Source organism: Aeromonas taiwanensis (assembly GCF_000820165.1).
In the GTDB taxonomy this organism is placed as follows: domain Bacteria; phylum Pseudomonadota; class Gammaproteobacteria; order Enterobacterales; family Aeromonadaceae; genus Aeromonas; species Aeromonas taiwanensis.
In genome coordinates, this window is record NZ_CDDD01000101.1 from 250,823 (window position 1) to 268,319 (window position 17,497).

General features: G+C 64.8%; 16 protein-coding genes and 1 pseudogene. 9 read left to right on the forward strand and 8 right to left on the reverse strand.

Annotation, left to right across the window (positions count from 1 at the left end; translation table 11 throughout):
* Positions 1–21 precede the first annotated feature (21 nt).
* From dapF to lptM, 3 genes are all read right to left on the reverse strand, one after another.
* Entirely contained in the window at positions 22–852 is an 831-nt protein-coding gene (gene dapF, locus BN1136_RS18825; RefSeq protein WP_043757043.1) for a diaminopimelate epimerase, read from the reverse strand.
* Between the two features lie 64 nt (positions 853–916).
* Positions 917–2,167 (reverse strand): diaminopimelate decarboxylase, encoded by a 1,251-nt coding sequence (gene lysA, locus BN1136_RS18830; RefSeq protein ID WP_043757040.1) that lies wholly within the window; start codon positions 2,165–2,167, stop codon positions 917–919.
* Positions 2,168–2,187: 20 nt separating this feature from the next.
* Entirely contained in the window at positions 2,188–2,388 is a 201-nt protein-coding gene (lptM, locus tag BN1136_RS20075; RefSeq protein ID WP_081843571.1) for an LPS translocon maturation chaperone LptM, read from the reverse strand.
* 73 nt (positions 2,389–2,461) lie between these two features.
* Between lptM and cyaY the strand changes: the two genes are divergently transcribed.
* Both cyaY and BN1136_RS18840 read left to right on the forward strand, forming a co-directional pair.
* Positions 2,462–2,776, forward strand: a complete 315-nt coding sequence (gene cyaY, locus BN1136_RS18835) for an iron donor protein CyaY (RefSeq protein ID WP_042077902.1) — start codon at positions 2,462–2,464, stop codon at positions 2,774–2,776.
* Positions 2,773–3,426: an alpha/beta hydrolase gene (locus BN1136_RS18840; protein WP_043757033.1), complete on the forward strand. Its 654-nt coding sequence runs from the start codon at positions 2,773–2,775 to the stop codon at positions 3,424–3,426. The genes cyaY and BN1136_RS18840 overlap by 4 nt, the downstream gene beginning before the upstream one ends.
* Before the next feature lie 89 nt (positions 3,427–3,515).
* Here BN1136_RS18840 and BN1136_RS18845 read toward each other — a convergent pair whose 3' ends face one another.
* Positions 3,516–6,035 (reverse strand): class I adenylate cyclase, encoded by a 2,520-nt coding sequence (locus BN1136_RS18845; protein ID WP_043757032.1) that lies wholly within the window; start codon positions 6,033–6,035, stop codon positions 3,516–3,518.
* 323 nt (positions 6,036–6,358) lie between these two features.
* On the opposite strand from BN1136_RS18845, the gene hemC reads away from it, so the two are divergent.
* Genes hemC through BN1136_RS18865 form a run of 4 tightly spaced genes read left to right on the forward strand, consistent with a single transcriptional unit; the run spans position 6,359 to position 10,316 of the window.
* Positions 6,359–7,288, forward strand: a complete 930-nt coding sequence (hemC, locus tag BN1136_RS18850) for a hydroxymethylbilane synthase (protein WP_152552589.1) — start codon at positions 6,359–6,361, stop codon at positions 7,286–7,288.
* Positions 7,289–7,334: 46 nt separating this feature from the next.
* Entirely contained in the window at positions 7,335–8,069 is a 735-nt protein-coding gene (locus tag BN1136_RS18855) for a uroporphyrinogen-III synthase (RefSeq protein WP_043757135.1), read from the forward strand.
* Complete coding sequence (locus BN1136_RS18860; RefSeq protein WP_043757026.1) at positions 8,066–9,142, forward strand: uroporphyrinogen-III C-methyltransferase; 1,077 nt, start codon at positions 8,066–8,068, stop codon at positions 9,140–9,142. The genes BN1136_RS18855 and BN1136_RS18860 overlap by 4 nt, the downstream gene beginning before the upstream one ends.
* A 10-nt stretch (positions 9,143–9,152) precedes the next feature.
* Positions 9,153–10,316, forward strand: a complete 1,164-nt coding sequence (locus tag BN1136_RS18865; protein ID WP_043809051.1) for a heme biosynthesis HemY N-terminal domain-containing protein — start codon at positions 9,153–9,155, stop codon at positions 10,314–10,316.
* Between the two features lie 92 nt (positions 10,317–10,408).
* Here BN1136_RS18865 and BN1136_RS18870 read toward each other — a convergent pair whose 3' ends face one another.
* Together BN1136_RS18870 and glpX are read right to left on the reverse strand one after the other, a co-directional pair.
* The gene (locus tag BN1136_RS18870) at positions 10,409–10,660 is read right to left on the reverse strand and encodes a YkgJ family cysteine cluster protein (protein ID WP_043757025.1); all 252 of its coding nucleotides are present in this window, start codon (positions 10,658–10,660) and stop codon (positions 10,409–10,411) included.
* A gap of 161 nt (positions 10,661–10,821) precedes the next feature.
* Positions 10,822–11,832, reverse strand: a complete 1,011-nt coding sequence (gene glpX, locus BN1136_RS18875; RefSeq protein ID WP_043757022.1) for a class II fructose-bisphosphatase — start codon at positions 11,830–11,832, stop codon at positions 10,822–10,824.
* Positions 11,833–12,051: 219 nt separating this feature from the next.
* On the opposite strand from glpX, the gene BN1136_RS18880 reads away from it, so the two are divergent.
* Positions 12,052–13,110 carry a porin gene (locus BN1136_RS18880; protein ID WP_043757019.1) on the forward strand — a complete coding sequence of 353 codons (1,059 nt, stop codon included), beginning with the start codon at positions 12,052–12,054 and terminating at the stop codon, positions 13,108–13,110.
* A gap of 59 nt (positions 13,111–13,169) precedes the next feature.
* On the opposite strand, the gene BN1136_RS18885 is transcribed toward BN1136_RS18880, so the two are convergent.
* Positions 13,170–13,907 (reverse strand): class I SAM-dependent methyltransferase, encoded by a 738-nt coding sequence (locus tag BN1136_RS18885; RefSeq protein ID WP_043757016.1) that lies wholly within the window; start codon positions 13,905–13,907, stop codon positions 13,170–13,172.
* A gap of 470 nt (positions 13,908–14,377) precedes the next feature.
* A complete protein-coding gene (locus BN1136_RS18890) occupies positions 14,378–14,860 on the reverse strand; it encodes a GNAT family N-acetyltransferase (protein WP_043757014.1) in 483 nt (160 codons plus the stop codon).
* Between the two features lie 270 nt (positions 14,861–15,130).
* Between BN1136_RS18890 and BN1136_RS18895 the strand changes: the two genes are divergently transcribed.
* Together BN1136_RS18895 and BN1136_RS18900 are read left to right on the forward strand one after the other, a co-directional pair.
* Positions 15,131–17,173, forward strand: a complete 2,043-nt coding sequence (locus BN1136_RS18895; RefSeq protein ID WP_043757013.1) for a TonB-dependent receptor — start codon at positions 15,131–15,133, stop codon at positions 17,171–17,173.
* Between the two features lie 54 nt (positions 17,174–17,227).
* Positions 17,228–17,497, forward strand: a pseudogene (locus tag BN1136_RS18900) (PepSY-associated TM helix domain-containing protein); the annotation flags it as partial.

Below are 17,497 nucleotides of genomic sequence, written 5' to 3' on the forward strand. Positions count from 1 at the left end.
GGGGCCCTCCCCGCTCGCTGTCTACAACTCTATCTGGCCGTCGAACACGTGCTCGGCCGGGCCCGTCATATAGACGGGCTGGCCCGGCCCCTTCCAGGCGATGGTCAGCTTGCCACCCGGCAGGGTGACGGTGACCCGCTCCTTGAGCTTGCCCTGGCTGATGCCGACCACCACGGCGGCGCAGGCGCCGGTGCCGCAGGCGAGGGTCTCCCCCACCCCGCGCTCGAAGACCCGCAGCTTGATCTCGCTGGCGTTGACCATCTCCATGAAGCCGACGTTGACCCGCTCGGGGAAGCGCTCGTGGCGCTCCATGATGGGCCCCAGGGTCTCCACCGGGGCGTCCGCCACCGAGGGGACCTCGATGACGCAGTGAGGGTTGCCCATGGAGACGGCGCCGCACATCACGGTGTGCTCCTGGGCCCGCAGCAGGTAGGTCTTCTCCGCCTTCTGGGCCCGGAACGGGATCTTGCCGGGCTCGAACTGGGGCACCCCCATGTTGACCGTGACCTGGTTCTCCCCTTCCAGTTGCAGGGTGATGCGACCCCGGGCCGTGCTGACCGCGATGCGATCCCGGTTGACCAGCCCCTTCAGGCGCACGAAGCGGGCGAAGCAGCGCGCCCCGTTGCCGCACTGCTCCACCTCGCTGCCGTCAGCATTGAAAATGCGGTAGTGGAAGTCGAGCTCGGGATCATAGGGCGGCTCCACCAGCAGCAGCTGGTCGAAGCCGATGCCGAAATGGCGATCCGCCAGCTTCTTGATGATGTCGTTGCTGAAGAACACCTTCTGGGTGACGCCATCCACCACCATGAAGTCGTTCCCGAGGCCGTGCATTTTTGAAAACTCAATCAACATCGCGCGTTCCTGTCTCACCGTTAATCACGCTCTCACATGGAGGAACGCTGACATTCCATACCTATCACGGCAGCAAGTGCTCGCCACGCCAGAGGTCGGCCAACTGCTCGCGCTCCCGGATGAGGTGGGCCTGGTCACCGTCCACCAGCACCTCGGCCGCACGGGGACGGGTGTTGTAGTTGGAGGACATGGTGAAGCCGTAGGCCCCGGCGGAACGCACCGCCAGCAGGGAGCCCTCGGCGATGGCCAGGGTACGCTCCTTGCCGAGGAAGTCGCCGGTCTCGCACACCGGGCCCACCACGTCGTACAGCGCCTTCTCGTGGGTCGCGCGGCTGTCCACCTCGATGATGTTCATCCAGGCGCCGTAGAGGGAGGGGCGCAGCAGATCGTTCATGCCGGCGTCGATCAGGGCGAAGTTGCGGGTCTCGCCGGGTTTGAGGAACTCCACCCGGGTCAGCAGCACGCCGGCGTTGGCGACGATGGCGCGGCCCGGCTCGAACAGCAGGGTCAGGTCACGGCCCGCCAGCTTCTGCTTGAGCGCCTCGGCATACTCGGTCGGGTGCGGCGGCTGTTCGGCGCCATAGTTGACCCCGAGCCCCCCGCCTACGTCCAGGTGATGGATGTGGATGCCTTCCGCCGCCAGCTCGTCGATGAGCCTCAGCAGCTTGTCCGCCGCCTCCATAAAGGGATTCAATTCAGTGAGTTGCGAGCCGATGTGGCAATCCACCCCCTTGATCTCGATGTGGGCCATGGCCGCCGCCTTGCGGTAGATGGCGGGGGCCTGCTCGATGGGGATGCCGAACTTGTTTTGCTTGAGGCCGGTGGAGATATAGGGGTGCGTGCCCGCGTCGATGTCGGGGTTGACCCGCACCGAGACCCGCGCCTTCTTGCCCATGCTGCTCGCGACCCGGTTCAGGCGCTCCAGCTCGGCTTCCGACTCCAGGTTGAAGCAAAGGATCTCTTTTTCCAGCGCCAGGCGCATCTCGGCCTCGCTCTTGGCGACGCCGGAGAAGACCACCTTGGCCGGATCACCGCCCGCCGCCAGCACTCGTGACAGCTCCCCGCCGGAGACGATGTCGAACCCCGAGCCCAGGCGGGCCAGCAGGTTGAGCAGCGCCAGGTTGGAGTTGGCCTTGACCGCATAGCAGATCAGGTGGGGGATGTCGCCCGCCGCCTGATCGAAGGCGTGCCAGTGGCGTTCCAGGGTGGCGCGGGAGTAGACGTACAGCGGGGTACCGTACTGATCGGCGAGCTGTTGCAGGGGAAGCTGTTCGACCTGAAGCTGACCGTCGGCGTCGTAGTTAAAGTGATCCAAGGGGGCGGTTCCTTCCTAGATTATTGCGGCGCGGCCTCTGAGGCCGGTGAAGCGGTCGCAGGCGAGGCGGCTTGCGGTGTACTCTCTGTCTTGGGTTGTGTCTGCTCTGCAGGAGCGGGCTGTTCGGCCGGCGGCATGTAGAGCGGCCCCGTCAGGCCGCAGGCGGCCAACCCGAGCGACAGCGACACGGCAAACAGGCACTTGGTGAGCTGGGTAATCATAATGGTTCGCTGCGAAAAAATTTTTGGCCCTCTATAATCGCACTCACATTGTTAAAAGCAACAGGATAAACCGATGAAGGATCACGAGTATCACGCCCTGACCGACGCCTTTTTCCAGTACGTGGAAGACGTTATCGACGAGGGGTATCCGGATATCGACTGCGAACGGGCCGGCGGCGTGCTGACCCTGAGTTTCGAGAACAAGACCAAGGTCATCATCAACAAGCAGGAGCCCCTGCACCAGATCTGGGTCGCCACCCGGGAGAACGGCTTCCACTTCGAACTGCGTGGCGACAGCTGGATCGACAACCGCTTCGGCGACGAGCTCAAGACCCTGCTGACCCGTGCCTGCACCAGCCAGGCCGGCGAGCCCGTGGTCTTCCCATGATCGACCTTCACCCCCAGGGTGCCCGCCATGCGGTAGTCTGGCTGCACGGGCTGGGTGACTCCGGTGCCGGCCTCGCTCCCCTGGTGGACGCCCTGGCCCTGCCCGCCGGCTTGCCGGTGCGCCACCTGCTGCCCGATGCCCCCGAGCGCCCCATCACCATCAACATGGGCTACCGGATGCGCGGCTGGTACGACATCAAGAGCTTCGACGACCCGGCGGATCGCGCCGTGGCCTCCCATGTACACGAATCGTCCACCCGGATCGCAGCCCTGCTGGATCAGCTGGTGGCCGAGGGCTTTGCCCCCGAGCGCATCGTGCTGGCCGGCTTCTCCCAGGGGGGCGTCATCGCCGCCGATACCGCCCTGCGCTATCCGACGCAGCTGGCGGGCCTGCTCTGCATGTCCACCTACCTGGCGGCGCCCGATGCCCTGCTGGGGGAGATGAGCGAGGCCGCCCGCAGCCTGCCCATCTGCTACATGCACGGCATCTATGACGACGTGGTGAACCTCTCCATGGGTTGGGACGCCAAGAACCGGCTGGAAGCGGCGGGGCTCTCCCCCGAGTGGCACGAGTACCCCATGCGCCACGAGATCTGCCGCCCCCAGCTGGGCGACATTCGCCGCTGGCTGCTGGCCCGCCTCGGCGCCTGATTCTCGGACCTCGGATATGACAACGGCCTGCATCATGCAGGCCGTTTGCTTTCATCCCGTTGACGATGTGCGCGGCACATCCGCGTCCATCACCCCACTTCCCGGGCCGCCCCCGGATTCTCCCGCTGCGGGCTCTGGCTGCGGTAGGGGATCACCTCCAGCTTGTCACCCACCTGCACGATTTCGTAGTACTGGGGCAGGTTGAAGTTGCTGAACTGGCCCGCATTGCTGAACCGTTCGTGGCCCGAGGTGTAGAAGCGATTCACCCCCTGCACCAGCTCGTCCTTGTTGCCGGCGAAGTGCTGGTAGATCTCCACCCGGTTCGCCTCGTCCAGGATATAGATGTTGGTGCCTGCATCCCGGGTATCGAAGAAGAACTGCACCAGCCCTTCGCTCGCGTAGGCGTCGACGATGCCCGGCAGGTGCTGGCTGTGGGTCTTGTCGAGGCGCAGCGGCAGGTGATCCAGCTTGTTGTGGGAGATGTGGCGGTAGAAGTCGATGGCATTCTCCAGCTTCTTGACCGACACCCCGCGCCGCTCGAAGAAGATGCCGTACTTCTCCTTGCCAAGCGCCAGGGTCTTGACCAGCTGCTGCTTGTCCCGGGCCAGGCGCAGCTCGATGCACTCGGCCACCAGCTGCTGGAAGCGGGAGCGCACCAGGGAGCGGAAGTGCTGGCTGTAGCAGAACACCTCTATCATCTCGGGGGCCGCGGCATCCTGGTGCATCTTGCCGAGGATGGTGGTGAGGGCGTCCACCACGGCCTCCTCCCCCTCGAAGTGCAGGGTGCGGATCTCGCTCCAGGAGTTGCGATAGACGAGATCCACCGAGCCCACCAGGCACTCCTGGTTGCGACCGAAGGAGAAGACATCGGCGGCATTGGCGTCGAACTCGATCACCTGGCCGACCCAGTGGCTGGACGGGTCCGTCTCCAGGTTCAGGAAGATGGAGAGCTGACGGATCTCGCACGGCCGGCTCAGTGCCAGGTTGGTGGCGCGCGGGTACTTGACCGGGAAGGTCCCGGAGAGGTCGCGGCAGAACTGGTGCAGGTTGTCGATGTGCAGATCCGAGCCCTGGTTGAACAGGTGCACCCGGGACTGGGGCGTCAGCAGGCCGTTGAAATAGGCCCAGGCCACCAGCTTGCTGATATAACCGTTATATTCAAGCGGCGCCCGACCTATGATGTCGGCGGGCTCGAGGGAATGCTTGTAGAGATACCAGCCGGCACGGTTCAGGCGGCCGTGGGGCACCTGCACCAGGCTGAGGTCCGGCTCGCCGAGATCCGGCGCTATCTTGAGGTTGATGCGCTGCACCTTGCCCGGCAGGCTCTCGAACGCGGCATAGAGCTTGCGCGACAGTATGCCGATGTCTTCCGGGTTGATGGACTCGCTGATGTTGTTGCGCCGGGCGAACTGGATGAGGTTGCGGTAGCTCTGCATCAGGGCCTCCAGCAGCTCGGCGTAGGCCACCTTGACGTCCTCGACCTTCCACTCCTGGCGGTGATCCAGGTGGTACAGGCGCTCCGGGCTCCAGCCCCAGTAGGCGACCAGCTGGGCCATCTGCTCCCGGCGCCAGTCCGGGGAGTGATCCTCCTTCGGGTGGCTCAGGCCGTCACACACCTTGAGGTAGAAGCAGCGGCGCACCAGATCCAGGCGCTGCATGTCGCCGATGGACTTGAGGTAGTTGGTCACCTTGTCCAGCATCAGGCAGTAGTTGTCGAGGCGGTAGTGCATGCCCTCGTTGTGCTGGAACCAGTCGCGGCTGGTCACCGACAGCAGCCGGGTGTTGGGGTACTCGTGGGAGTAGGCCTCCATCAGCACCGACTTGAGCACCGCCTTGTAGGGGGAGTCGATCCCCTTGTAGAGCTGCCACAGGGCGGAACCGAAGTACTCCTCGGCAGGAATGCGGTTGAAGCCCCCGAGATCGAGCCAGTCGTCCTGGCTCAGCTTGCCGTGGGCGAACAGACCCTTCACATAGTCGTCGTAGTGATCGTCATACTCGGCGGGCACCAGATACCAGAGCAGCCGCTTGCCCGCGATGTGCATGGCGCTGCGGTAGAACTCGTCGAGCAGCAGCAGGTGCTGGGCGCTGCCGCAGCTCTCCCCCTGCATCTGGGCATCGTTGCGCTGGCGGAACTTGTCTTCGGGGATCAGGAAGAAGTTGAGATCGACCCCCCGCTGCTCGGCCCACAGGGAGAGGTGATGGCACTTCTGCTCCAGCAGGACGAGGCGCTCGCTCGACAGGCCGGCCACGTGGCAGACCCAGATATCGAGATCCGAGTGGCAGCACTGCCCGATAGAGGAGGTGCTCCCCATGGAGTAGAGGCCCTGGATGGACTTGTCGTGGGTGCTGAGCCCCCCCTGGCAGTTCGCGTTCTGGCAGAGATCCTGGATGAAGGCCTGCTGGGCGTCGTTTGCCACGAAACTCCAGATACCATGAGGCACGTCCCCTGCCACATAACCGGGCAGCAGGGGATGATTGAAGTGCAGCATGACGGGCAGCAGTTGGAAAACCTGCTGCCCGTACCGGCTCATGAGATCCAGCGCTCGTTGCGTCTTGAGACGATTCAGCTCGTCGTAGCGCGCCACCAGCGTGTCGAGTTTTACCAGCAATGCCCTACCTATGGGGGAAGAGAAATGACGCACCAAAACGGGGAGACGTCAAAAAAGTGTGATCATGTTAACAATGCAAACAGCGGTGGTAAACAAGCCCGCACACAATCACCGGATTATTTCTGAGCACTGCCTTAACGGTATCAATGGAAAGCAATAAAACACTGTATTTTCAGTGTCTTAAAATCAATTTTTGGCGTAATGAAAATTCTTTTCAACTGCCGTTTTTGAGCTTGGCCCCGCTTTTGCGGGCTGCGCCATGAAAGCCCCTGCAAAGGGTGGTAAGATCGTTTTCCTCTCTAAAGATGAAACAACTGATTGATATGGCAGCCCGAACCCTGAGAATTGCCACTCGCAAGAGCCCACTGGCCCTGTGGCAGGCCAACTTTGTGAAAGATCGGCTGGAGGCGCTCCACCCCGATCTGCAGGTCGAACTGGTGCCCATGAGCACCCAGGGTGACAAGATCCTCGATACCCCGCTCGCCAAGGTCGGTGGCAAGGGATTGTTCGTCAAGGAGCTGGAGACTGCCATGCTCGAAGGACGGGCCGACATCGCCGTCCACTCCATGAAAGACGTGCCGGTGGAGTTTCCCGAGGGACTCGGCCTGCACACCATCTGCGAGCGGGAAGACCCGCGCGATGCCTTCGTCTCCAACCGCTTCACCGCCATTGACGAGCTGCCGCAAGGGGCCGTGGTCGGCACCTCCAGCCTGCGCCGTCAGTGCCAGTTGCGCGCGGCGCGCCCGGATCTCGTGATCCGCGACCTGCGCGGCAACGTCAACACCCGCCTCGCCAAGCTGGATGCCGGTGACTACGACGCCATCATCCTGGCCGCCGCCGGTCTGAAACGGCTGGAGATGGCCCACCGCATCACCGCCTTCATCGAGCCGGAGCAGAGCCTGCCCGCCAACGGCCAAGGGGCGGTCGGCATCGAGTGCCGCCTGGACGATGTTGAGCTGCACGCCCTGCTGGCGCCGCTGGAGCACGCCGAGACCCGCATCCGGGTACTCACCGAACGGGCCATGAACCGCGCCCTGCAGGGGGGCTGCCAGGTACCTATCGGTGCCTATGCCCTGGTGCAGGGGAACGAGGTCTGGCTGCGGGGCCTGGTGGGTAGCCCGGACGGTGCCCGCGTCATCCGCGACGAGATCCGCGGCCCCCTGGCCGACGGCGAGGCCCTGGGAGAAGCGCTGGCCCGGCGTCTGCTGGCCGACGGGGCAGACACCATACTGGCCGAGGTCTACCGGGCATGAGTCCGGTCAGGATCAGATCATGGCCACCCTGCTGGGGCGCGGCCTGATGGTCCCCCTGGTGGTGCGTCCGGCCGCCCAGGCCGCCGAGCTGACAGCCCTGCTGCGTCAGCACGGTCACGCTCCGCTCTGCTGCCCGCTGCTGGAAACCCGGCCGGGCAGCGAACTCGCCCGCCTGCCCGAATGGCTGCCTGCAGCAGACATCGTCATCGCCGTCAGCATACATGCCGTTCATTTTGCACATCATTTTCTGTTGCAAACTGGTCTGACCTGGCCACATATTGATTACTTTGCGGTCGGTCAGGCAAGCGCGGATGCCTTCGCCGAGGCGGGCATCCAGGCGCTGTGCCCGGACGATCCCCGCAGCGAAGGCCTGCTGGCCCTGCCGGCCCTGCAGGAGGTGAGCGGCAAGCGGGTGCTGATCCTGCGCGGCAACGACGGGCGGGATCTCATCGCCCGGACGCTGGCCTCACGCGGCGCACTGGTGCACTATTGTGCCACCTACGAGCGCCACTACCCCGACCTTGACGGGGACGCATTGACCCGCCGCTGGCAGGGGGCCGGCCTCGACAGCCTGCTCGTCACCAGCGGTGAACTGCTGCAGCGGCTGCTGGCGCTGGTGCCCGGCCCGCAGCACCCCTGGCTTTATGACCGCCTGCTGGTGGTGCCCAGCCCCCGGGTGGCCGAGATGGCCGGGGAGGCTGGTTTTACCCGTATCGTGATTGCCCAAGGTGCATCCAACCAGGCTCTGGTGGCCGCCCTGGAACTGAGGAAGATGGAATGACTGAACAGCAAGAAGTCCAGCCGAGTGCCGCGGCCCCCGTGGCCGACAACAACCAGCCCGGCCAGAAGGCCCCCAACGGTAAGAAGGGCGGCTCGGGTGCAGTGCTCGGCGGCATCGCCATTCTGCTGGCCCTCGGCCTGACCGGCGGCCTCTATCTGCACGGGCACCAGAATGCCGTCGCCCAGAAGGCCGAGCTTGGCGCCCTCAAGCAGCAGCTGGCCGACGCCATGGCCAGGCTGGATCAAAACAGCAGCAAGGACGCCGAACAGATCGCCGGCCTCGACAAGCAGCAGCAACTGCTGCAGGGCGAGCTCAAGGGTCTGCAGACCCGGGTGCTGGATCTCAACGACAAGCGCCCCAACGACTGGATGCTGGCCGAGTCCGAATATCTGGTCCGCATGGCGGGCCGCAAGCTCTGGCTTGAGCACGATCTCGTCTCCGCCATCACATTGCTCGGCAACGCCGACGAGCGCATCAGGGCGCTCAACGATCCCAGCCTGATGCCCATCCGCCAGGCGCTGGCGGAAGACATCGCCAAGCTCAAGGGGATGCCGCGGGTCGACCGCGAGGGGCTGACCCTGAAGCTGGCCGCCCTCTCCGACCAGATCGAACTGCTGCCCCTCTCCACCGTGAGCATGCCGGAAGCCAAGGCCGAGCCGGACCAGGCGGTCAGCGCCAATCCCAACGAGTGGGAGAGCAACCTCAAGAAGAACTGGGTCAAGTTCACCGAGAACTTCATCACCATCCGTCGTCGCGACGGCGCCGTGGAGGCCCTGCTCTCCCCGCAGCAGGAGATCTTCCTGCGGGAGAACCTCAAGACCAAGCTGTTGCAGGCCCAGCTCGCCGTCTACCGCGAGCAGCAGACGCTCTACACCGACAGCCTGGACAAGGCCCAGCGCTGGCTGACCCAGTACTTCGATGCGGACAACAGCGCCACCCAGTACATGCAGTCCGAGCTCGACAAGCTCAAAGGCGAGCAGATCCAGTTTGACTACCCGGATCAGTTCAAGACCCAGGCCATGCTGGAGCAGGTGCTGAACGAGCGCCTGCAACGCATCCTGGCCGGCAACTGAGGAGGAGACCATGATTCGTCTGATCGTCGTGGTGGCCGTCATGGTGGCGGGCCTTATCTTCGGCCCCCAAGCCTCCGGCAACAAGGGGTATGTGCTCATCTCGCTGGGCAACTACACGGTGGAGTCCTCGGTTACCAGCGCGGTGATCCTGGCGGTGCTGTTCTACGGCGCCCTGCTCATCGTCGAGTGGCTGCTGGTCCGGGTGTTCGGCCTGCGCCGCAAGACGCAAGGCTGGTTCGGTTCCCGCCGTCGTCGCAAGGCGAACCTGCAGACGGTGAACGCCACCCTGGCCATGGCCGAGGGGCACTACAACCAGGCCGAGAAGCTCCTGATCAAGGGGGCCGACAACAGCGACACCCCGCTGCTCAACTACCTGAGTGCGGCCCGGGTGGCCCAGGCCCGGGGCGATGATGTGCGCCGGGATCACTACCTGCAGAAGGCTCAGGAGGAGAACCCCAAGGCCGAGCTGGCCCTGACCCTGATCCAGACCCAGCTGCAGATCGAGCAGGGGCAATACGACAGCGCACTCGGTCGCCTAGAGTCCATCTATGCCCTCCATCCGCGCCATCCCATGGTGCTGGATCAGCTGCGCCAGGTGTATCTGGCCCGCCAGGAGTGGCCTGCCCTGATCGATCTCGCCCCGACCCTGCGCAAGGTGGGCAAGCTGACCGCCCACGAAGAGGAGGCCCTGCTGCACCAGGCCTGGTCCGGCCGTCTCGAGGCCGCCAGCGAGGCCCTGGAGACCCTGCGCCCCGTCTGGCAGGAGATGCCCCGCAAGCTGCGCCAGGAGCCGGCGCTGCTGGCCAGCTATGGGGATCACCTTCGCCGGCTGGGGGCCGATGCCGAGGCCGCCGAGCTCTGGCTGGAGGCCCTGCGCAAGGACCCCTCCCCCGAACTGTTCACCCGCCTGCCCAGGCTCAAGCTGGATGACTACCAGCCCATGCTGACCCTGCTCAAGAAGAGCCAGGATCAGCCGGGTGCCCAGGCGGCCCTGGCCCGGGTCTACCTGCTGGCAGGCCAGCTGGACGACGCCCAGCAGCTGCTGGAACAGGAAGTGGCCAAGGCGCCGGATGCCGCCCTCTACCACGCCCTCGGGCAGGTGATGGACAAGCGTCGGCTGACCAACAAGGCCAACGAGTACTACCGTCAGGCCCTGCAACTGGCGGACGTCTGATCGGGCGCATCTGCCGGAATATCTGCCGGAATGTGACAAGAGGCCGCGATTGCGGCCTCTTTTTTTGTCCGGGTTCTCTGGCGGCCTGCGCCTCAGGCGGTCAGCCGCTCCAGCTCGCCGATGAGCCAGATCGCCTCCTGGCGGTGGGAGCCGCAGACGTCCACCATGGGCCGGAAGCCGCCGCACACCGCCGGGCGCTCCGGCTGGCCGAAGATCTTGCAGCCCAGCTGCGCATCAAGCTGCACGCAGGGCACACCCGCCGGCTTGCCGTCCGGCATCCCGGGAATGGCGCTGCTGATGCTGGGGGCGATGCAGCAGGCACCGCAACCTTGACGACATTCCATGTGATCTTTTCCTCTGTATGGCACCGCAGTGTAGCAAGGAGTCCGGTTTCTCCTAAGCCTTATCCCTGCCCGGGCAACATGGCACCTGGCAGGCAGCAAAAAGCCCGACAGTGCCGGGCTTTTCAGGCGGTACCATGCGGGTTGCCCCGCGCACATCCCGATTACAGGATGATGTCGCGTACCACGCTATCCTTGCGATCCAGGAAGTGGATCGACTTGATGCGGCGGATGGTCCGCGACTTGCCGCGGATCAGCAGGGTCTCGGTGGTGGCCATGACGCCGTCGCTGGTGATCCCTTCCAGCAGATCACCCTTGGTGATGCCGGTGGCGGAGAAGATAACGTTGTCATTCTTGGCCAGATCTTCCAGCTTGAGCACCTTGTTCACGTCGATGCCCAGCTCCTCGCAGCGCGCGATCTCCTGCTCGCCCAGGGCGCGAACCTCGGGGCTGTCACCCTTGACCTGGTGACGGGGGATCAGGCGGGCCTGCATGTCGCCATCCAGGGCGCGGATCACCGCCGCCGAGATCACCCCTTCCGGGGCGCCACCGATACCGTAGAGCATGTCCACTTCGCTGTCTGGCAGGCAGGTGAGGATGGAGGCTGCCACGTCGCCGTCGGGAATGGCGAACACCCGCACGCCCAGCCCCTGCATCTCCTTGATTGCCTTGTCATGACGCGGCTTGGCCAGGGTGATGACGGTCAGGCGGGAGAGGGGCTTGCCGAGGGCCTTGGCCACGGCCTTGAGGTTCAGCTCCAGGGCCTGGTCGAGGTCGATGGCACCTCTGGCCTTGGGACCCACGATCAGCTTCTCCATGTACATGTCGGGGGCCTTCAAGAAGGAGCCCTTGTCGCCGACCGCCAGCACCGCCAGGGCATTGGCCTGACCCATGGCAGTCATGCGGGTCCCTTCAATGGGGTCGACCGCGATGTCCACGGCATCGCCCTGACCCGTGCCCACCTTCTCGCCGATGTAGAGCATGGGGGCTTCGTCGATCTCCCCTTCGCCTATCACAATCTCGCCATCGATCTGGATCTGATTGAGGATGTGACGCATGGCCGCCACGGCCGCGCCATCGGCGATATTCTTGTCACCACGTCCGAGCCACTTGTAGCCAGCCAGTGCCGCCGCTTCCGTCACTCGGGAAAATTCGATTGCCAGTTCACGTCTCATCGCATATCCAACCTTAGGAGCTCGAAAAACGGGCGGCATTCTATCACAAGGGCAAACCTTTGCGCGTAAAAGTGGCGGTCAGCCACATAAATCGCGGTTTTCATCCCGCTGACATGAAACCGACACGGTTTGTTCACCGTGCGGTCACCCCGCTGTCATCTACCCCTCCTAGCATGGCCCCGTCTTTCAAAACAGAAGCTTGCAACACAAGGGATCATGATGAAAAAGCTCACAGTAGTCGCATTGGCACTCACCGCCGCCTTCCAGGCTCAAGCCGTCGAAGTCTACAAGAACGACAGCACCCTGCTCGACCTGTACGGTCGCATCTACGCCGGCCAGTTCTTCGGCGAGAAGAAAGAGCTGGATGCCAACGGTGACATCAAGAACGAATACAGCGACAAGCAGGGTGCCAACCAGTTTGTCCGCCTGGGCGCCAAGGCAGAGAGCGAGATCAACCCGGGCCTCAAGGCGCTGGCGCAGTATGAGCTGCAGATCTACATCAACGACAGCGAGAAGACTGTCAGCGAGAACTCCGACAACATGCGCACCCGCCTGGCCTTCGCCGGGGTGGGCGCAGACTGGGGCACAGTGACCTTCGGTCGCCAGAAGGGGGCCCCGGGCTTCCTGGCCGACTGGACTGACGTCTCCCTCTCCGACGGCTACGGCAACGAGGCCCTGGGCGCCAAGACAGACACCTTCGCCACCAACCGCGCCGGCTCCGTGCTGAAGTACTCCGGCCTGTTCAACGGCTTCCAGGTCGACACCAGCTACAAGTTCGACGGCGGTGACACCGAAGAGACCACCAGCAAGGACAGCGATGCCGCCTACGGCGCCGCCGTGGCCTACACCTTCCCGTTCAACCTGTCGCTGGGTACCGCCTACAACGTGGGTATCCGCGACAAGAGCGGTGAAGAGGATGCCAAGCTGTGGCTGCTCTCCGCCAAGTACGACAACAAGGCCCTCTACGCCGCCCTGAGCTATGCGGACGGTAGCGACTTCCTGGCCACCGGCAAGGATCACACCGGTTGGGAAGGGGCCCTGGGCTACAACTTCGAGAACGGCTTCGGCCTGATGGCCCTGTGGAACAAGCAGAAGGTGGAGCAGTCCGGCAAGTCTGACTACGACTCCATCGACTACTACACCCTGGGTGCCCAGTACAAGTTCAACAAGAACCTGCGCGTCATCGGCGAGTACCGCATCAACAATCTGGACAGCAATGACAGCGGCAAGCTGAACACCAAGGATGACTTCCAGCTGGCAGCCCGCTACGACTTCTAAGTCGGCAGCCATCTGACGACGCGGCGCGCAGATCCCTCTGCGCGCCGTTTTTTATTGCGTCAGGCCAGGGGCTTTTGCACCGACACCAGCAACAGCATGGGGCGTTCCGCCTCCTCCGCCAGGGCCGGGTTGGCGGCGATCTGCGCCGCCGTCGGCCCCCACTCCTCCACGCGGCGGATCTCGAATCCCGCGGCGATGAGCGCGTTGAGGTAGGTGCCCAGGGTGCGGTGGTACTTGATCACCCCGTCCGCCAGCCAGTTGCTAATCCGCTTGCCCTCGGCCTGGTAGCCATTGACGGGCCAGGAGCGGCGCCCCTCCCCGTCCACCAGCCAGCCCTGGGGCTGCGGGCTGGTGAAGATGGGGTGCTCCACCGAGAACACCAGGCTTCCCCCCGCCACCAGGGCACGGTGGATCTCCGCAAACAGCGGCGCCACTTCCGGCAGATAGTGCAGCGCCAGGGAGCTGTAGATGAGATCGAAAGGCTCATCGGACAGCGCAAGACCGTCCAGATCCCCCTGCCGATAGCGGATGGCCTCATCCCGGGTCAGCTCGGCGGCACGGGCCAACATCTTCGCGGAGAGATCGATACCGACTACGTCGGCAGCCCCGAGCTCTCTGGCTGCCCGGCAGAACCAGCCATAGCCGCAGCCCAGATCCAGCACCCGCTTGCCGGCCAGCGCCGGCAGCATGGCCTGCAGCGCCGGCCACTCCGGCGCCCCCGCCAACCCCTGCTGCGATCGGGGCAGCTGGGCATAGCCTTCAAAGAAACCTGGGTTGTCATAGATATTTTGTGACATGTCACGTCTTCCTCGTGGATGTTGCCAGCCTGTCCGATCGGTGGCCCGGCCCTTGCCAAGCATACCCGTCGGCCAGCGCCGGCCATAAAAAAAGCAGAGAACCCGGGCGGGCCTCTGCTCTGTCTCGCGCCCGCAACCTGGCTGCGGGCCAACAAAAAAGGCCATAGACGAGGCAGCGTCTATGGCCTTTGTTCAGTCGTACGGCAAGGGCCCGGATCCCGCGATAAAGGGGATCCGGCCGGCGCAATACGATGAATGGGTGGGAGGCTCAGGCCTCCCCGGGCTCCGGACAATGCTTCATCGCGCGCATCTGTACGGAGTTCACTCGGGTCACGCGTTGATCCGAGGCATAAAGGGTCATCTCGTTCACCTGGCCAAGGCTGGCCGTTGAAAGAAGGAAATCAGCTGGCGCCACTCTAGGGGCTGCGAGCCCGGGAGGCAAGCCCGAAAGGCCATGTTTGCCGACCGGCTCACCCCAGCGTCTTCTGCCAGAACAGGGCCCGGCCCACCTCGGGTACGAGCTCATAGCCTGCGAATCCGCTCGCCCGGTAGGCGGCCTGGGCCACCTTGTTGCCCTCCAGCACCTCCAGGGTCAGCTTGCAGCAGCCGAGCTCCCGACCGAGCCGCTCCACCTCGGCCAGCAGCCGTTTGCCGATGCCGCGGCCGCGATGGGCCGGGTGCACCGCCAGGTCGTGCAGGTTGAGCAGGGGCTGGCAGGCGAAGGTCGAGAAGCCCTCGAAGCAGGTGGCCACGCCGGCCGGCTCCCCGTCCACCCAGGCCAGCAGCACGTGGGCACCGGGGCGATCCGCCAGGGCCCGGGCCAGATTGGCCTTCACCTCGTCGGCCAGGGCGGTCCCGCCCCCCATCTCGTCCCTGGCGTATTCGTCCAGCAGCGCGATCAGCGCCTCCCCGTGGCGGCTGTCGTGCAGATCGGCCCGGATGATCTCTACCATGTCTCTCCCCCTGTCCCTATCGTGAGCGGTACGCCGGCGGCGTCGTGCCGCCATGGTAACCGGGCCGCCCGCCGGCACCAAGGCGGATCCCCCCGCCCGGTGAGGGCCTGTCATCCCCTCCTGCGCCATCCATGCAGTTTTCCTGCATCTTCTCCTTGCAAGGCAAATGAAAATCAATATCATTGGCATCCCCGCATGGCGGGGGTATCAATAACTACAAATAAATCAATAAGTTCAGGCCAGCAGGTCGATTAGAAGAGTCACACGCAGATGCAGAACCCCAACCCAGAGCACGCCCTGCTGGGCGCCGCCTTGCTGGCCCTCAGCGCCGGCACCCAGGCCGCTGACGAAACCATGACGGTCGTCGGCAAACGCAGCCAGCACGAGGAGGTCGCCACGGCCACCCGTACCAACACCCCGGCCAAGCTGGTGCCCCAGACCATCGACAGCGTCAAGGCGAGCGAGCTGACCGCCTACGGCCAACCCACCCTGAGCGAAGCCCTGACCGGCATCCCCGGCGTCAACGCCAGCGGTGACACCCGCTTCGACGGGGTCAACATCCGTGGCTTCAGCGCCAGCAACGACTTCTATCTGGACGGTCTGCGCGACGACATGCAGTACACCCGCGACCTTGGCAACATCGAGCGGGTCGAGGTGCTCAAGGGGCCGGCCGCCGTGCTCTACGGCCGTGGCAGCACAGGCGGTATCGTCAACCGGGTCAGCAAGACGCCACAGAAGGGGCAGGCCTCCAGCGTCACCGCCCGCATCGGCAGCTTCGACAGCCAGCGCCTGGCCGCCGACCTCAACGCCGAGGCGGGGGAGCGGGTCCAACTGCGCCTCAACCTGGCCCAGGAAGACAAGGACAGCTTCCGCGACGACGTGACCAGCAAGCGCACCCTGCTGGCCCCCTCCGTCAACTGGGAGATCAGCGACAGCCTGAACTGGCTGGTGCAGTACGAGCGCAACGAGCACGACCGCACCCCGGATCGCGGCATCCCCGGCGTCGATGGTCGCCCGGCCGACGTCCCCATCGAGAGTGTCTACAGCGACACCCGCCGCGACTTCATCGATGACCTGGCCCAGTCCACCCGCTCCCGCTTCACCTGGGACATCAACGATCAGTGGCAGCTGCGCCAGCAGCTCGGCTACACCACCCTCGACAGCCAGTTCGACAACACCTATGTCACCAGCGTCAAGGGCGACAAGGTGACCCGCGCCCGCTGGCAGCAGGATCTCAAGGCCAGCAGCCTCACCAGCAACACCGAGGCCGAAGGCCTGCTGCAGACCGGCCCCGTCGAGCATCGCCTGCTGGTCGGCCTGGAGCAGGGCTGGCAGGAGCGCACCCCCAAGCTCTACCAGAACGCCAGCGCGATCCCGGCCGGGGATCTCTACGATCCGGGCGCCCTGCCCACCTACGACGGCGCCATGAAGCTCGCCAGCGACGCCCACCACAGGGTGCGCGGCTACGGCCTCTACGTGCAGGATCAGCTCAGCCTGGGCGACTGGCACCTGCTGGCGGGTCTGCGCCGGGACGACTTCACCGTCACCAGCCGCCGCAACGACCTGAACAAGGAGGAGACCCTCTCGGTCACCAGTCTGAGCCCGCGCCTGGGCCTGGTGTGGAACCCCATCGAGAATCACGCCTTCTACACCTCCTACAGCAAAACCTTCACCCCGGTGGGCGGGGAGCTTATCGGCATCACCCCGGGGGACAAGAACAACCACCTGGATCCCCAGCACACCCGGCTGTACGAGGGCGGCGTGAAGAGCGACTGGCTGGATGGCCGCCTGGCGACCACCCTCTCCCTCTACCGGCTGGAGATGTACAACAAACGCAGCAAGGATCCGCTGGATCCCACCCTGGTGCTCCTCACCGGCCTGCAGCGTACCGACGGCATCGAGCTGAGCGCCCGCGCCCAGCTGACCGACGAGTTCTACCTGCGCGGCGGCATCGCCATCCAGGATGCGGAGCAGGTCAAGGCGGACGCGGATCTCCAGGGCAAGCGCCCGATGAACGTCTCCCGCCAGAACGGCCAGCTGTTCGCCGGCTACCAGAGCGGCAAGCAGGGCTGGTTCGGCGAGACCGGGGTGACGGCGGTGGGGGATCGCTTCGCGGACAACGCCAACACCACCACCTTGCCCGGTTACGCCCGCTTCGACGCCCGCGCCGGCTACCGCTGGTCCCAGTGGGAGACCCAGCTCAGCGTGGAGAACCTGACCGACCACGACTACTTCGTCAGCGCCACCAGCGCGGCCCAGATCATGCCTGGCACGCCCCGTCAGCTGAACCTGACCGCCGCCTACCGCTTCTGATCCCACCCTCACTGGCCAGCACCCGCTGGCCAGTCTCTTGTAAAGCGCAAAGCGATGACACGCAGAAGACTTCCCTTGCACAACAACAAGTGGGTGCGCCGCATCCACGCCTGGGCCGGCTTTGCCACCCTCACCCTGATCCTGCTCTATGGCCTGACCGGCCTCTGGCTCCAGCACAGGGCCGTGCTGCCCCTGCCGGGCCCCCACACCGCGAAATCCAGCGAGGAGATAGTGCTGACCTCCCCCCTGGCCAGCCCGGATGAATTGAAAACCTTGCTGCAACGGCGTTATACCGACGTGTTCGAGGAGGCCCGCCCCCAGATC

Bases quoted from the DNA above. Each gene is read 5' to 3' on its own strand.
- dapF (WP_043757043.1), bottom strand. From the start codon at position 852: ATGTTGATTGAGTTTTCAAAAATGCACGGCCTCGGGAACGACTTCATG.
- lptM (WP_081843571.1), bottom strand. From the start codon at position 2,388: ATGATTACCCAGCTCACCAAGTGCCTGTTTGCCGTGTCGCTGTCGCTC.
- cyaY (WP_042077902.1), top strand. From the start codon at position 2,462: ATGAAGGATCACGAGTATCACGCCCTGACCGACGCCTTTTTCCAGTAC.
- BN1136_RS18840 (WP_043757033.1), top strand. From the start codon at position 2,773: ATGATCGACCTTCACCCCCAGGGTGCCCGCCATGCGGTAGTCTGGCTG.
- hemC (WP_152552589.1), top strand. From the start codon at position 6,359: ATGGCAGCCCGAACCCTGAGAATTGCCACTCGCAAGAGCCCACTGGCC.
- BN1136_RS18855 (WP_043757135.1), top strand. From the start codon at position 7,335: ATGGTCCCCCTGGTGGTGCGTCCGGCCGCCCAGGCCGCCGAGCTGACA.
- BN1136_RS18860 (WP_043757026.1), top strand. From the start codon at position 8,066: ATGACTGAACAGCAAGAAGTCCAGCCGAGTGCCGCGGCCCCCGTGGCC.
- BN1136_RS18865 (WP_043809051.1), top strand. From the start codon at position 9,153: ATGATTCGTCTGATCGTCGTGGTGGCCGTCATGGTGGCGGGCCTTATC.
- BN1136_RS18870 (WP_043757025.1), bottom strand. From the start codon at position 10,660: ATGGAATGTCGTCAAGGTTGCGGTGCCTGCTGCATCGCCCCCAGCATC.
- glpX (WP_043757022.1), bottom strand. From the start codon at position 11,832: ATGAGACGTGAACTGGCAATCGAATTTTCCCGAGTGACGGAAGCGGCG.
- BN1136_RS18880 (WP_043757019.1), top strand. From the start codon at position 12,052: ATGAAAAAGCTCACAGTAGTCGCATTGGCACTCACCGCCGCCTTCCAG.
- BN1136_RS18885 (WP_043757016.1), bottom strand. From the start codon at position 13,907: ATGTCACAAAATATCTATGACAACCCAGGTTTCTTTGAAGGCTATGCC.
- BN1136_RS18890 (WP_043757014.1), bottom strand. From the start codon at position 14,860: ATGGTAGAGATCATCCGGGCCGATCTGCACGACAGCCGCCACGGGGAG.
- BN1136_RS18895 (WP_043757013.1), top strand. From the start codon at position 15,131: ATGCAGAACCCCAACCCAGAGCACGCCCTGCTGGGCGCCGCCTTGCTG.